General features: G+C 49.6%; 17 protein-coding genes. 2 read left to right on the top strand and 15 right to left on the bottom strand.

All coding sequences use genetic code 11. The annotated features are described in order from the left end of the window. Positions 1-2: 2 nt before the first annotated feature. Positions 3-1,163 (top strand): M20 family metallopeptidase, encoded by a 1,161-nt coding sequence (locus OCV63_RS04535; protein WP_158362354.1) that lies wholly within the window; start codon positions 3-5, stop codon positions 1,161-1,163. Between the two features lie 211 nt (positions 1,164-1,374). Here the strand turns inward: OCV63_RS04535 and OCV63_RS04530 are convergent, their stop codons facing one another. The 10 genes from OCV63_RS04530 to mtaB all read right to left on the bottom strand — a co-directional run bounded on the left by OCV63_RS04530 (position 1,375) and on the right by mtaB (position 8,628). Next, positions 1,375-1,623 carry a hypothetical protein gene (locus tag OCV63_RS04530; RefSeq protein ID WP_262670637.1) on the bottom strand — a complete coding sequence of 83 codons (249 nt, stop codon included), beginning with the start codon at positions 1,621-1,623 and terminating at the stop codon, positions 1,375-1,377. A 129-nt stretch (positions 1,624-1,752) separates the two neighbouring features. Beyond that, complete coding sequence (locus tag OCV63_RS04525) at positions 1,753-2,991, bottom strand: peptidase U32 family protein (protein ID WP_158362352.1); 1,239 nt, start codon at positions 2,989-2,991, stop codon at positions 1,753-1,755. Beyond that, positions 2,988-3,638, bottom strand: coding sequence for an O-methyltransferase (locus tag OCV63_RS04520; RefSeq protein ID WP_331485509.1), 651 nt, complete (start codon positions 3,636-3,638; stop codon positions 2,988-2,990). Before OCV63_RS04520 ends, OCV63_RS04525 begins: the two co-directional genes overlap by 4 nt. Continuing rightward, complete coding sequence (locus OCV63_RS04515) at positions 3,639-4,037, bottom strand: endolytic transglycosylase MltG (RefSeq protein ID WP_158362350.1); 399 nt, start codon at positions 4,035-4,037, stop codon at positions 3,639-3,641. A 21-nt stretch (positions 4,038-4,058) separates the two neighbouring features. Then, positions 4,059-5,723: a ribonuclease J gene (locus OCV63_RS04510; protein WP_158362348.1), complete on the bottom strand. Its 1,665-nt coding sequence runs from the start codon at positions 5,721-5,723 to the stop codon at positions 4,059-4,061. Further along, the gene (locus OCV63_RS04505; protein WP_158362346.1) at positions 5,720-6,199 is read right to left on the bottom strand and encodes a Fur family transcriptional regulator; all 480 of its coding nucleotides are present in this window, start codon (positions 6,197-6,199) and stop codon (positions 5,720-5,722) included. Before OCV63_RS04505 ends, OCV63_RS04510 begins: the two co-directional genes overlap by 4 nt. Positions 6,200-6,228: 29 nt before the next feature. Further along, entirely contained in the window at positions 6,229-6,489 is a 261-nt protein-coding gene (locus tag OCV63_RS04500; RefSeq protein ID WP_158362344.1) for a DUF1292 domain-containing protein, read from the bottom strand. A gap of 5 nt (positions 6,490-6,494) precedes the next feature. Then, the gene (gene ruvX, locus OCV63_RS04495; protein WP_158362342.1) at positions 6,495-6,956 is read right to left on the bottom strand and encodes a Holliday junction resolvase RuvX; all 462 of its coding nucleotides are present in this window, start codon (positions 6,954-6,956) and stop codon (positions 6,495-6,497) included. A 36-nt stretch (positions 6,957-6,992) separates the two neighbouring features. Further along, the gene (locus OCV63_RS04490) at positions 6,993-7,250 is read right to left on the bottom strand and encodes an IreB family regulatory phosphoprotein (protein WP_158362340.1); all 258 of its coding nucleotides are present in this window, start codon (positions 7,248-7,250) and stop codon (positions 6,993-6,995) included. Between the two features lie 64 nt (positions 7,251-7,314). Next, complete coding sequence (gene mtaB / locus OCV63_RS04485) at positions 7,315-8,628, bottom strand: tRNA (N(6)-L-threonylcarbamoyladenosine(37)-C(2))-methylthiotransferase MtaB (protein ID WP_158362338.1); 1,314 nt, start codon at positions 8,626-8,628, stop codon at positions 7,315-7,317. Positions 8,629-8,728: 100 nt separating this feature from the next. On the opposite strand from mtaB, the gene OCV63_RS04480 reads away from it, so the two are divergent. Beyond that, positions 8,729-8,965 (top strand): HPr family phosphocarrier protein, encoded by a 237-nt coding sequence (locus OCV63_RS04480; protein ID WP_158362331.1) that lies wholly within the window; start codon positions 8,729-8,731, stop codon positions 8,963-8,965. Positions 8,966-9,209: 244 nt separating this feature from the next. Here the strand turns inward: OCV63_RS04480 and OCV63_RS04475 are convergent, their stop codons facing one another. The 5 genes from OCV63_RS04475 to mobQ all read right to left on the bottom strand — a co-directional run bounded on the left by OCV63_RS04475 (position 9,210) and on the right by mobQ (position 14,881). Then, positions 9,210-10,832 carry a recombinase family protein gene (locus OCV63_RS04475; protein ID WP_024730556.1) on the bottom strand — a complete coding sequence of 541 codons (1,623 nt, stop codon included), beginning with the start codon at positions 10,830-10,832 and terminating at the stop codon, positions 9,210-9,212. 107 nt (positions 10,833-10,939) lie between these two features. After that, complete coding sequence (locus OCV63_RS04470) at positions 10,940-11,125, bottom strand: hypothetical protein (RefSeq protein ID WP_004849804.1); 186 nt, start codon at positions 11,123-11,125, stop codon at positions 10,940-10,942. A gap of 270 nt (positions 11,126-11,395) precedes the next feature. Beyond that, the gene (locus OCV63_RS04465; RefSeq protein WP_055270962.1) at positions 11,396-12,736 is read right to left on the bottom strand and encodes a virulence-associated E family protein; all 1,341 of its coding nucleotides are present in this window, start codon (positions 12,734-12,736) and stop codon (positions 11,396-11,398) included. Beyond that, positions 12,621-13,361, bottom strand: a complete 741-nt coding sequence (locus OCV63_RS04460; RefSeq protein ID WP_024730557.1) for a CHC2 zinc finger domain-containing protein — start codon at positions 13,359-13,361, stop codon at positions 12,621-12,623. Before OCV63_RS04460 ends, OCV63_RS04465 begins: the two co-directional genes overlap by 116 nt. A gap of 47 nt (positions 13,362-13,408) precedes the next feature. Beyond that, positions 13,409-14,881 carry a MobQ family relaxase gene (mobQ, locus tag OCV63_RS04455; protein WP_077727571.1) on the bottom strand — a complete coding sequence of 491 codons (1,473 nt, stop codon included), beginning with the start codon at positions 14,879-14,881 and terminating at the stop codon, positions 13,409-13,411.

Raw genomic sequence — 14,881 nt, 5'->3', positions numbered from 1 at the left:
TTATGAATTGTGTTGATGACAAATTAAAAGAAGAGCTTTTGGAGCTGAGCCGATATATTTATGACAACCCGGAGCTTGGATATGAGGAGTACAAGGCTTCTGCGGCGCATGCGGCACTTTTGGAAAAGCATGGATTTCAAGTGCAGCGCGGTTATTTGGGTATTGAAACAGGCTTTCGCGCAGAATATGTAAAGGGCGAGGGTGCTACAGTTGCGTATCTGTCGGAGTATGATGCGCTTCCGCAGGTAGGACACGGCTGCGGTCATAACATTATGGGAACTCTTTCCACAGGAGCGGCAATTCATCTGAAGGAGCATATGGGAGATTCCCATGGCCGGATTGTTGTAATCGGCACACCTGCGGAAGAAACTGACGGTGCAAAAGTGAAATATTCTAAAGACGGTGCTTTCGATGATGTGGACGTAGCACTGATTTCTCATCCTTTCTGTGCAAATGTAAAGAGCGGCATCTCTTTTGCACTGAAAGCACTCCGTTTTGAGTTTTTCGGAAGGGCTGCTCATGCGGCGGCTGCACCGGAAAAGGGAATCAATGCTTTGGATGCGTGTATCTCAACCTTTGTGAATATAGGTCTTCTGAGGCAGCAGATTGTGCCGACTGCAAGAATTCACGGAATTATAAAGGACGGAGGCACTGCCGCAAATACGATTCCGGAATACGCATGTGCAGAATTCTATGTGCGCGCGACAAGTAAATCTTATCTGGAAAATCTGGCGGAGAGAGTCTGCGCCTGCGCAAGGTCCGGTGCCGAAGCTTCCGGAGCAGAGCTTAAAATTACTGAGTTTGAAACAGGAAATGACAATCTGCTGACAAACCGGGCGCTACAGGAGTGTCTGTGCAGAAATCTTGCAAAAGTAGGCATTACAGATATCGAAGAGGCGGGAGAAGCCAATGGTTCTACCGATGTAGGAAATGTGAGCCATGTCTGCCCGACTATTCATCCTTCCTGGAACATTATGGCGCCGGGTGAAGTGTATTCTACTCATACGGTGGAATTCAGAGAAGCGACACTGCGGCAGCCGGCAAAGGACGCACTGATGGTAAATGTCTGTGCGATGGCTATGGCAGGAAAGGAAATCCTGGATGATCCGGAACTTCTTGCAGAAATCAAAAGAGAATTTGCAGAAGCAGTTGCAAACGACTGATACAGAAGAGATTTTGTATTAAAATCCATATAAACCTAAAAGAGGGTATCGCAAAACCACCAGATTAGATGATTTTGAGCGATATCCTCTCTTCTATTTTCTTTTCTGAGTCGGGTTTGTCAAGTAAAATGTGTAAGTTTTAGAAAAATATTTTGGGGGAAGGAAACCTCCCCGTTCCTATACTAGAATACTTTTAGCGTTAATTCATTATCTAGAAGCTATCACATGCCAAAAGCTCATCCTCAATAGACGAGAATACTTTCTTTCCTGCTTTGTGATTATTGGATACAAATTCTGGTCTATATATATTGTTTGAAACAACAGAACCGTCGATATATGCTGTTTCAAATCCTAATCGTACTTCATCAATTTTCCCCATATCTCTTTCTCCATTATTTTTCTTCAATCCCCTGCTACTAGTATATTCTTTTCTCCACTCACTTTCAAAGGTTTTTATCATAACAACCCTTTTTGATTCGGTATCTTCTTCGGAAAAAGTAAGGGAACAGGCCAGATAGACTTGTTCCCTTACTTTTTATGCAACATTCAGTTTTAAAAACAGGGCAATAGGTACCTTGCTACCGTTTTTCTATGCTTCTTTCCGTCTCAGAATATCGCAGGCGTCCGCTTTGCCGCTTAACTTCACGCGCAGCTTCTGCTGGGGATGGGGCGCGCTCTCCATGGCTTCGCCTTCTTCATTCAGGATAGCTTCTACCCTGACAGCCAGATTTTCTCCATCCGGCTTCATGATCTCAATCATTTCTCCTACAGAAAACTTATTCCGCTGCTCCAGATGGATATAATTTTCCGCATCCACGTCTCCAACAATTCCCAGATAGGTGTAGCCCTTCTGATACGTATTGTTATCATAAATCTGGGAACTCTCGTCTGGCTTTCCGTAGAAAAATCCGGTGGTAAATTCCCGATACGTGCAGGCTGCAATCTGCTCCTTATACCAGGGCATATGTTCCTCGTAAAGCTCCCGGGACTTCAGACAGTCGTCGATGGCCTTCCGGTAGGTTCTGGCCACTGTCGCCACGTAGAGCGCTGTCTTCATGCGGCCCTCAATCTTAAAGCTGTCAATGCCTGATTCCAGAAGCTCCGGAATATGCTCAATCATGCAGAGATCCTTGGAATTAAAGATATAGGTGCCCCGCTCATTTTCATACACCGGCAGATACTCGCCGGGACGGCTCTCCTCCATAACCGCGTACTTCCAGCGGCAGGGATGGGTACAGGCGCCCTGGTTCGCGTCGCGACCGGTAAAATAATTGCTCAGAAGGCAGCGCCCCGAATAAGAGATACACATGGCTCCGTGTACAAAAGTCTCAATTTCCAGATCCTCCGGGATATGCGCCCGCAGCTCCCGAAGCTCTTCCATGGAAAGCTCTCGGGCGGAAACCACCCGTTTTGCCCCCTGCTGATACCAGAACTGATAGGTCAGGTAGTTGGTATTATTGGCCTGGGTACTGATATGACGCTCTATCTCCGGACAAATCTCCTTCGCCAGCATAAAGACGCCCGGATCCGCGATGATCAGCGCATCCGGCTTAATCTCTTTTAATTCTTCAAAATAAGCCCGCACGCCTTCCAGATCCCGGTTATGAGCCAGAATATTCGCTGTTACATAAACCTTTACTCCATGGGCATGGGCGAAGGCAATCCCCTCTTTCATGTCTTCCATGGAGAAATTTTTAGCCTTGGCGCGAAGACCAAAGGCCTCGCCGCCGATGTATACCGCGTCTGCGCCAAAGACCACCGCGGTCTTTAAGACCTCCAGACTGCTGGCCGGAATCAGAAGCTCCGGTTTTCTTACTGTTTCACTCATAACTGCTCCTTTTTTACGCTTAAGGTCACGCCGTCGCCCAGCGGCAGCACCGATGTGGTCAGATCCGGGTGATGGGTCAGCGTATACAGATACTCCCGCATACGGCTGTGAATGGTTCGGTCGCGGCGTTCCACGGCAAACCGGGATTCGATGATATCGCCGTCCTGCAGTACATTATCGGACAGAAGGATTCCTCCCGGTGCCAGAAGCCGGAATACCTCCGGCAGGAAGTGAATATACTGGCCCTTGGCTGCATCCATGAAAATAAAATCATAGGTTCCTGTCAGCCCCTTCAAAATATCCGCAGCATCCCCCTCCAGCAGGGTAATCTGATCCTGGCATCCCGCCCTGCGGAAATTCTCCTTTGCAATGGGAATCCGTTTTTCGTATTTTTCAATGGTGGTGAGCCGTGTATCCGCCGGACTGTACTCTGCCATCAGAAGCGCAGAAAAGCCTATGGCCGTTCCTACTTCCAGGATAGACTTTGGCTTCGCCGCCGCCAGCAGCGTCTTCAAAAAGCTCTGCGTCTCCCGTCGTATGATCGGCACATAGGTTTCCAAGGCTTCTTTCTCTATTTGATTTAAAAGCTCTGTATTGCCCATATCAAGGGAATTGATATAGGCTGTCGTTCTCTCTCCTGCTATCACTTACGATTCTTCCTCTTGTCCCCAGTTAAATTCCACATCCTCCCCGGACAGCACCGCCATCAGCTGACGTGGTCGCATGGCCGTGGACAGTGTGTAGGTACCGGGTTTCATAGTCTTGGAATATTTGGAGCAGAGGACCTGGATGTAGAAAAGCTTCCAATCCTCCACCAGTCCTTTTTTCTCCAGCAGCTTTGCAATCTCTGTCTTGGACGTGCCTTCGGGCACGGTCACCTGAATGGTCCTTCCCGGCATCGGGTCTACAGCTTCTTCCTGAAATACGGAATGTCCGTAGGAAAACGCCATGCTGCCCAGTCGGAAAATGCCCAGCGCAATCACTGCAATGACTACAATTTTCAACGTGATCGATAAAACTGTCAAAGCTGCCTTTTTTGTATTCATTCCGGTTCCTCTTTTACGTATTTATACTTCCATAATAATCGGCAGAATCATAGGACTCCGCTTGGTCTTCTTCCAGATCAGATCGTTCAGGGCATCTTTTGTCACATTCTTCAGCTTGCCCCAGTCGGTGATTCCTCTGTCCAGGCAGTCGTTCACGGCGTCATTTACCACGTTTCTCGCCTCTTCCATCAGATCCTCGGACTCACGCACATAGACGAAGCCACGGGATACGATGTCGGGACCTGCCAGAATCTGATTGCTGTGTTTCTCCAGCGTCATAACTACGATCACAATGCCGTCTTCCGCCAGATGCTGACGGTCACGCAGCACGATATTGCCCACATCGCCGACGCCCAGGCCATCTACCAGAATGGCTCCGGTATGGACATGATCGACGATCTTCGCGCTGTCCCCACCCAGCTCCAGCACATCGCCGGAAGTCATGATAAAGATATTTTCCTTCGGAATACCCAGGCTCAGTGCCACATCCGCCTGTGCCTTCAGGTGACGATATTCGCCATGGACCGGAATCGCATATTTCGGACGCACCAGGGAATAAATCAGCTTAATCTCCTCCTGGCAGGCGTGACCGGATACATGCGCATCCTGGAAAATGACGTTGGCTCCCTTCATGGACAGCTCGTTGATGACACGGGAAACTGCCTTCTCATTGCCCGGGATCGCCTTGGAACTGAATACCACAGTATCGCCCGGTTTAATCTGGACTTTTTTATGAATATTGGCCGCGATACGGGACAGAGCCGCCATGGACTCACCCTGGCTTCCGGTGGTGATCAGAACTACCTGATCGTCCGGATAATTCTTCATCTGCTCAATGTCAATCAGGGTCTTATCCGGGATGCTTAAGTAGCCCAGCTCAGACGCCGTGGAAATGACGTTGACCATACTGCGGCCCTCGATAACAACCTTACGGCCATACTTGTAAGCGGAATTGATAATCTGCTGTACACGATCCACGTTGGACGCAAAGGTCGCGATAATGATACGGGAATCTTTATGGTCGGACATAATCCCGTCAAACACCTTACCCACGGTACGCTCAGACATGGTGAAGCCCGGCCGCTCCGCATTGGTGCTGTCGCACATCAGGGCCAGTACGCCCTTTTTACCGATCTCGCCGAAACGCTGCAGATCAATAGCATCGCCGAATACCGGCGTATAATCCACCTTGAAGTCTCCGGTATGCACCACGATACCAGCCGGAGAATAGATCGCCAGAGCAGACGCATCCACGATACTATGGTTCGTCTTGATAAACTCGATCCGGAATGCTCCCAGATTGATGGACTGGCCGTGCTGAATCACCTTGCGCTTCACATGGTTCAGCATGTTGTGCTCTTTGAGCTTATGCTCGATCAGACCGATGGTCAGCTTCGTGGCATAGATCGGCACATTGATTTCCTTCAGAACATAGGGCAGTGCGCCGATGTGATCCTCATGTCCATGGGTGATCACAAAGCCCTTTACCTTGTCGATGTTCTCTTTCAGATAGCTCACATCCGGGATGACCAGGTCGATCCCCAGCATGTCATCCTCCGGAAATGACAGTCCGCAGTCCACAACAATAATACTGTCTTCAAACTCAAAGGCAGTAATGTTCATTCCGATCTGCTCCAGTCCGCCGAGGGGAATGATCCGCAATTTTGAATTGTTAAGATTTCTCAAACTCTTTCCTCCTGTAATCTGTTATTTGTTTCCTTTTCCAAACAGTCTTTACAGTATCCGTAGAGTTTCACCTCATGATCGATCACCTGAAATCCAAGCGCTTCTCTGACCCCCGACTCAAGCGCTTCCAGCATATCATCCTGAAACGCGGACACCTTTCCGCATCTCATACATATTAAATGATGGTACCTGTGATGTTCCTTCTCCTCGATGCTTCCAATCTCATAACGAATAAAGCCGTCATCCAGATTGATCCGATCAATCAGTTCCAGCTCTAACAATAACTGAACTGTTCTATAAACAGTAGCCAATCCGATATCCGGATTTTCTACTTTTACTCGTTCGTAAATCTCTTCCGCCGTCAGATGCTGCTCCGGATTCTCCGCCAGCACCTCCAGCACCACCAGACGCTGTCTGGTCATTTTAAATCCCTTTTCTTTTAATAAACTCTTAAATCTGTCTCTGTCAACTGCCATAGAAATCACCTTTCCCTGTGAAGCCTGCTTTACAAGGTGAGATCCACATCCTCCAAAAGCTGTTCGAAAATGCCCATGACACTTTCAAGCTCTCCATCGTCCTCTACGATTTCATAAAGAGCCTCGCTGTCTCCGTCAGCGGATAAATCCTTTAAAATCAGCGCCTCTCCGTCGTCCTCCTGCGAATCGGTCACCAGAATATAATCCACGCCGTTCAGCCGCGTCTCCTCCAGCACGTAAAAGTCCACCGTCTCTCCTGTCTCTTTATGGGTAAATGAAATCTTTTCCATGTAAGTTACTCCTCATCTTCCGCCTGCGCAGCCGCAGCGGTCTCAGAAACCTTTAAGCTATCCAGATAGCCCTGTAAAATCAGCGCTGCAGCCATGGAATCCACGAATTCTCCGCGATTCTCCCGACGCACGCCGCCCTCCATCATGGCACGGTTGGCCGCCACGGTCGTGAGACGTTCGTCCCACATCACAACGGGCAGGCCCGTTCTCTTTTCCAGCATTTCTTTGAATGCAAGAGACTTCTCGGCCCGCTCACCCAGAGTATTATTCATGTTTTTGGGGAGTCCCAGCACGAAGCTCTCAGCCTGGTACTCCTTCGCCAGTTCTTCTATGCGGGCCAGGGTCTGCCGGAGCTTGTTCTCGGATTTTCTCCGCACAATCTCCACCGGCTGGGCGGTGATACCCAGCGGATCGCTGACTGCGACGCCCACCGTCTTGGAACCAAAGTCCAGTCCCAGAATTCTCATATACGACTCCTGTGTCTTGTTATTTTCTTTCCGCTCCTACAGCTTCGCTTCGATATATACCTTCAGAAGTTCTTCCACCAGCTCGTCGCGCTCCACCTTCATAATAAGGCTGCGGGCGTTGTTATGACTGGTGATATAGGTCGGATCTCCGGACATAATATAACCCACGATCTGATTGACCGGATTATATCCTTTTTCTGTCATCGCCTGATAAACCTGGTTCAGAATATCTCCCACCCGGTTCTCAGACTCCGGCAATACTTTGAAATTCTGTGTGCTATCCATTTTACTCATATTTTTTCACGCTCCTGACACCACTACCAACTATTGTACTCTATCTTTTGTAAAAATACAAGTCCTAGATCCGATTTAACGGCTTCGCAGCGCACAGACGTTCTTCTATAGTATCCCCAATCACTGCCGGAATAATCTGGTTCGTCAGATCTTTCTCGGAAATGATAGCCGCGCGGATGTATTCTTTGGTGTGGCCCACCTGGTATTCCACGCCATTTACGGTGATTTTCTCCTCGATCAGGATCTCCACCGGCTGGCCCTTCAGCTCCTCCATATACTGCCTGGAATGCTCTGCGTCCAGGTCCAGCAGCACATGGCTGCGCTCAGTCTTCATCTGCTCGGGAATCTGGTTTTCCATGACAGCGGCACGGGTTCCTTTTCTTCTGGAATATTTGAAAATATGGGTCTCAAATAAATGAATCCGCTTCAGGAATTCCACCGTTTCCGCAAATTCCTCTTCTGTCTCGCCAGGGAATCCCACGATGACGTCCGTGGTCAGGGCCGGATGGGCGAATTTTTCCCGGAGAAGATCGCAGCTCTTTGCATATTCTTCCGCGGTATAGCGACGATTCATCCGCTTCAGGGTGGCGTCGCAGCCGCTCTGCAGGGACAGGTGGAAATGAGGACAGAACTTCGGCATCTTTGCCAGCATTTCCGCGAATTCTTCTGTGATAATCCGGGGCTCCAGGGAGCCCAGACGGATGCGATCAATGCCGTCTATCTCATTTACCGCCTGAATCAAAGTCAGAAGATTCTCTCCTTCCAGATCCACGCCGTAGGAGCTTAAGTGAATGCCGGTCAGAACCACCTCCCGGTAGCCTGCAGCCGCCAGCTCCCGGATTTCCGCGCAGACGTCAGCGCTCTCCCGGCTGCGGACCCGTCCTCTGGCATAGGGAATTACACAGTAGCTGCAGAACTGATTACAGCCATCCTGTACCTTCACATAAGCTCTGGTATGCTCTGCGGTTTTCGTGACCGTCATATTTTCATATTCCTTTGTGTGGTTGATATCAATAACCGTTTCCTCGTCCACGCCCTCTTCGTAAGCTTTCAGAATCGCCAGCAAATCTTTTTTCCTGTTATTTCCAATCAGTAAATCTACCGCAGCATCCTCACGCAGCTCAGCCTCTGCTGTCTGTACATAGCAGCCCACCGCTACCACCAGGGCCTCCGGATTCTGCTTTTTCGCCCGGTGCAGCATCTGCCGGGATTTTCGATCCGCAATGTTGGTCACCGAGCAGGTATTGACAATGTAGATATCCGCCTTGTCCTCGAAGGGCACAATCTCGTACCCTGCCTGTTCCAGAAGCTGCTGCATGCCTTCTGTCTCATATGCGTTTACCTTACAGCCCAAATTATGGAGTGCTACTTTTTCCATTTTCAAACCTCTTTCCAAAATTATGTGATTTCCCATTGACTTTTATTACCCCCGGTATTAAGATCGAAACTATAGAAGTTATTATCAGGAGGGTATTGTCATGAAAACAGTCAAAATTTGTCTGAATTCTATCGAGAAAGTGAAATCCTTTGTAAATGATATTACAAAGTTCGACGTAGATTTCGATCTGGTTTCCGGACGCTATGTCATTGACGCTAAATCCATCATGGGTATCTTTAGCCTAGATTTGTCCAAGCCGATCGACCTGAGCATCCATGCGGACGAGGAACTGGATTCTATTCTGAACATTCTGAAGCCGTATCTCATCGAAGAATAATTTCACTGCATAAAAATCAGCCCGGCGACGCCGGGCTGATTCTTTTTACTTCCCTTTTCGCAACTTCTTTCAGTATACAGAGTTGCGGAGGATTTTTCAAGGTCTATTCTTCTTTCCTTACTTTCCGCAGTATTTCCTCCGCCGACGCCCCGTAAAGCTTCGCAATGGCGATGAGATTCGCGGTGCTGGGATCGGACGCGCCCGTTTCCCTTAATTAAAGATATTGTTTGGTAAAAAAGAAAGGTCAGTCGATTTTGCCGATGAAGCGGTAGTAGATTTCTACTTCCTGCTCACGGCTTCCGTCCTCGCCCTTGACAGCTTCGTGGACGGTTATTTTTTCAATTAGAGTGTTCAGAAGTTCGGCGGTCAGCTCCACAGGGTTGACATACTGTTTCATCAGGGCAATCCACTTTTCAGCGTCCGCTGCGGTCTGTACGGCGGCTTCCATCGTTTCGTGAAGCTGCCTTATTTTTGTTTCAAGCTCCCTTTGCTCGTTCTGGTACTTCTCGGACAGCATATTGAAGTTATACTCGGTTATGCGTCCGGCAGACCAGTCCTCATACATTTTAGCAAACAGCCCGTCAACCTCGGCTTTACGCTTTTCCGCCTTTTTCAGCTCCGCAGCCTGCTTTTTCTTCGCAGAGTTTCTTTCTCTGTCGCTGGCATTGAGCAGCCGTTTCAGCAGCTTGTCCTCGTCTTTCTGTGCCAGCATAGACCAGTATTGCAGTCTTGCAAGCACATAGGCATACAGCACATCATAGCGGATATAGTGCATGGAACACTGGCGTAATCCCTGTCCGTACTTACTGCAATGGTAGTGTGCATAGGGATTTTTGTTCTGGCTGTTTACACCATAAGCCAATGACCATCCGCAGTCCGCACATTTTACCAGCCCGGAAAATATCTGCGTTGTGCCATTCTTCTGTCGTCTGCGTCTGCTTGCAATCAGCTCCTGAACTTTTTGGAACACTTCTTCGGAAATGATGGCTTCGTGGGTATTTTCCACACGATACCATTCTTCCTGCGGCTTCCGCACCTTTTTCTTGTTCTTGAATGAAATGTTGCTTTGCTTGTTGTGAACGCTGTGACCGATGTAGGTTTCCTCTTTCAAAATGCTCTTGACCTGTGCAATCGTCCACGCATAGGCTTTTTCTGGAGGCGCACCGGCGTAGATATTGGCGAAAGTCCCGTATCTTTCATAGTTCAGCCAGCCGGGGGTAGGTACTTTCTCCTCCACCAGAATCCGTGTAATGCTGGCGGCTCCCCTCCCGTGTACGGCAAGATCAAAAATCTTCTCTACAATCCAGCGTGTTTCCGGGTCGATCAGAAGATGACCTTTTTTGTCCGGGTCTTTTACATAGCCCAGCGGTGCATAGGCTCCATAGTGTGCGCCATTGGCAAATCTTGTGTGCATGGCAGCCTTGACCTTTTTGCTGGTCTGTCGGGCGTGCATTTCATTCAGGATGTTTAAGAACGGGGCAAGCTCGCTTTCTCCGTTGATGGTGTCCACATTATCATTGATGGCAATGTAGCGTACTCCCTTGCTGGGGAAATAGATTTCCGTGTACTGACCGGTCAGGATATAGTTTCTTCCCAGACGGGATAAGTCCTTTGTGACAACGCAGTTGATTTTCCCGTCCTCGATGTCATCAATCATCCTTTGGAAGCTTGGACGCTCGAAATTTGTCCCGCTCCATCCGTCGTCAATGTACTCGTCTACAACGGTCAGCCCATGCTCTGCGGCATACTGCCTAAGCATCATGCGCTGGGTCTGGATACTGCCGCTTTCCCCCTGTAATTCATCGTCACGGCTCAATCTCAAATATAGTGCAGTGTTATAAATCGTTGTATTGTATGGTTGTTTCACGGTTAAAAATCCTCCTTCTAAAAGAAACAACCCACGCTTATACAATACTCGCTGGTACAAGTATATCATAAGCGTGGGCTGATTGACAGTCGTTATTCCGTATTTTTTCAGGAAGCGGCGGCAGCGTGCTGGATCACATCTTCCAGCAGACTGTCAAGCGGCTTCCCATCCTGTGCGAAATGCTCCGATACCTTGATACGGACTTTCCCCATGACAAAATACTGGGTGCCGTCTTTTTCGGTAAGCAGGGTGCCGCTGTTTTTGTTATTGCTCTCGTTTTTGCTTTTTGCCATAGGCAGTTACCTCCATAAATGAAATATGCCCGACAAGGGAATGTCAGGCAGGTTTACAGCCGCAGACTGTCTTCATGTCAACCAAACCGTGTCAACCGGCAGAAAAGACTTTGAAAACAATCCACAGGCGCTCTATTATTACTTTTTACTTTTTCTTTGATTTCTTGGTTGACATGGTTGACAAAGGAGAGAAATGCCCCAAATATCAGGCTTTTCCCCGTCAACCGGCTGTCAACCGAAGCGTCAACCAAACTGTTAACCGGTGGCTTTTCAGAATGGTAGTTCCATTTGCCGGGCTTCTTCTTCCGTGATTTCCTGAAAACCGTCCCCCTCCGGCGGGTCTTGGTTGACACGCTCCCAGCCTTTTTGAGAACCGTATTTCTTATACCGCTTCGGGCTTTTGTAGGCTGCCCAGCCCTGTATAATGCCGCCCGCAATGCCGGTATTCATAATCTCGCAGATTGCCCGTGTCTCCCAGTCTGCCGGGGAATTTAAGTTCCCCAGCGCTTCCTCATAAAGCTGCTTGGAGCATACCCTGTCACCGGTGTAGTCCTCCAAATAGGCGTAGATCATGCCAGCCTGTGTGTCCTCCTGCATGAAGTCCTGCTGATGGGCGTTCAGGTATCGGTTCATTTCTATGCTGAATGACAGCTTATACTTCCCACTGCGATAAATCGTCATGGCTTCCGCCCACATCTGTTCGATATACGCCCTCGCCGCCGCTTCATCGTCCAGTATGTGAACCTCCGCCCGTTCCGGGTACACCGTCACGGGGAGAAAGCGCCGGTTGCCGGTGCGGTCACGGGGTAAAAAGTCCTGCCGGTTGGTCGTCCCTCCGAATACACATTGCCGCAGCCGGTCTGCCGGGTGTGTCTCATACGGCACTTTGTAGGTTTCTTTCTGGCGGCTTAAGAATGACTTGATTTCCTCAATACTCTTGGCGTTGGCTGTGGCAATCATCTCCGACATCTCGATAATCCAATGCCCTTGCAGCTTGCGGTACACATTTTCATCGTCCAGCTTCTTCAAATCGTCTGAAAACCATTCGTCCCTACCTGCCAGCAGCCGGAAAAAGGTAGATTTCCCGGCTCCCTGACCACCAACCAGACAGAGCATGACCTCAAACTTGCTCCCCGGTCTGAATACCCGCCGGATGGCTCCTATCAGGAACAGTTTCAAGGCTTCATAGGTGTATTCGTCCGTATCGGCTCCCAGAAAGTGATGCAGGGCGTAACGGATGCGCTCTGTGCCGTCCCATTGCAGGCTGTTCAGGTAATCCCTGACCGGATGGTAGCGGTTTTCATTGGCAACAATCTTGATGGCGCTCTGCACCTTTTTCTCGCTGGTAAGCCCGTAATTTTCTTCCAGATACAAAAGCAGGTAGTTCATGTCCATGTCGGTCAGCGTGGTACTGGTGCGCTCCCAGCCCAGCGGCTTCACAATGTCAATCTGCTCCGTCAAAAGGTTCAGGCGCAGCGCCCCACGAAACAGCGGGTCACGCTGGAACACCGTCAGGCAGTTTCGGATGCTGTTCTTCACGCCGCCTTTCTGCGTCCCCTCTAATGTCTCCCGGATTTCTGCTGGTGTCTGCGCCGGTTCCATTGTGTCCATCGTCTTTTTGACCGCTTCCTGCGTTTCCAGCGGCAATCTCTGAAATTCGCTGTTCAAGCCGCAGCACCTCCTTTCCCTGTGCGGCGATCAACGCCGCTTTTTCTTCTATTTCTCCGTATAACAAAATATCCAAAAGGTATTCTGTGTAGCTTATCCTCTGCAACGCTTCCACAAAAAGAGGATGCCAGATGGCATCCTGCGGCTGTGGGGCGTATGCTGTTTTCCAATGCTCCAACAGGCGCAGATAATCGCATAGCACCCGGAAACAATACCGTTCCGTTTCCTGAAATCTCTGCTCCGCTGATTTTTGTCGGGGCTGTGACCTGTTGTGACGCTTCCTATCTGGCGGCGCATTGCCGGATTTCTCATAGGAAACGCCGAAGTCCTCCGCAAGCCTGACCGCAGCTTCCCGTTTCCCCAATCCATGCAGCAAAGCGGAAAAGTCGATCACATCCCCGGAAGCCCCGCAGCCGAAGCAGTAAAAGCGGCTGTCCACTTTCATGCTGGGCGTGCGGTCATTGTGGAATGGACAGCAGACCATGCCGTTTCTCCCCACCCGGATTCCATAGAATGAAGCAGCCTGCCGGGTGGTAACAGACTGTTTCACCGCTTCAAATACATTCAAATGCTCCCTCCATAAAAATGCCGGCAGCGGTAAAGCTGCCGATTATATCATAATTCCATCTCGTGTTTCTTTCTCTGTACTTCCTGTGGCTGCTCCCTCCGGCGCAGTGCGGTATCTACGGCGTTCTGCACCTGCCGCAGCCGTATGACTTCCTCCCGGAGCGGCTTGTGCTGCGGAGACAGTTCGGCATACTCTGTTTTTAACTGTGCGTATTCCTGTTTCCATGCTTTCAGGGCAATGGGTTTTCCGTCCAGTTTTTCTTTCAGAATACGGCGGGCGGCATAAAACAGCCGTAACTCCGCATCGTGGGATGTTTCAAATTTCTCCCTCTGTTTCTTAAACTTGATATTGTTCAATTCCGTATGAATAGGTTTTAGCCGCTGGTAATTCTCGCCCTCCCGTATCAATTCCTGCAATTCCTTTATCCGGGCAGATTTCTTTTTCATGGAGCCGCTTAATGCTTCAAATTCTTCACTGACAGAGGAAAGACGCTCCTGCAAATCCTCTAATGTGAGCAGCTTGTTTTCCGTCAGATAATTGACGGCTTCGGCAAACTGCTTTAAGTTTCCGGTTCTGGCTTTATTGCTCCATGCCCCTGCGTTGCGCTGGTTGTAATAAGCGATCAGCAGGTCGGCAAGGCTCGGTGTCTGGGGTTTGGAAAGTTCTTCTTTTACCTCTGCCATCCAGACAAACAGGGCTTTGATCTTCTTCCTCACATCCTGTATAAGCCGGTTGGTGGCTTTAATCCAGCGGTTCAGTTCCCCTTTCTCGGTGCGGATGCCCTTTGCTTCCATCTGCCGGACATTAGCTCCCTCGTGGACAGTAGGTATCAGGTCAAGCCCCTGCCGCACATAGGAACGGTGGTCGATACGCACATCCAGCCCTTTTTCCTCAAATTTTGTATTAACGGCTGCCGCCCACTGCTCCCGCCAGTGTTCCAGCGTTTCCGGCTCATGCCAGTCTGTTGTATGGACAGCGTTAAACATATAATCGCCGTTTTTATCCCGGATTCGGTTTCCATCTTCATCAAGAAGATATTCCCGCCGCTGTTTTTGTCCCCATGTGCCATCCGGGTTCAAAGGGCGCATGGTTGTCATCACATGGAAATGCGGGTTAGGGATGCCGCCGTCCTCTTTCTCCGGGTTGTGAAAAGCAAGATCGGCAATCATGCCTTTTGCCACAAACTGCTCCTGCACGAACTTCCTTGCCAGCTCCATGTTTTCTTCCAGCGTCAATTCATTCTGCATGGCAATATCAAAGGAATAGGCAAGCTGTGCTTTTGGATGTTTCTCGCAGCTCTCCACAGCATTCCAGAGGGTCGCCCGGTCAAGATATATTTCCGGCGCATGGGGCGGCAGCATGATTTCCGAAGCAATCACGCCGCCCTTTTTGGTGTAATCGCTGACTTCTCCATAGTAGCTGCTGTAAAGACGCTCCCCGGATCGGTAGGCTGCGCTTGCAATGGCGCTCTGACCGGCGCTACGCTTTATCTGTGCGATTGAAAAATGATAAAGTGCTAT

The sequence above is a fragment of the Laedolimicola ammoniilytica genome (genome assembly GCF_025567165.1).
Classification (GTDB): domain Bacteria; phylum Bacillota; class Clostridia; order Lachnospirales; family Lachnospiraceae; genus Laedolimicola; species Laedolimicola ammoniilytica.
The sequence above is the reverse complement of the archived record's forward strand: the minus strand, read 5'-3'. Positions and strand labels throughout refer to the sequence as shown.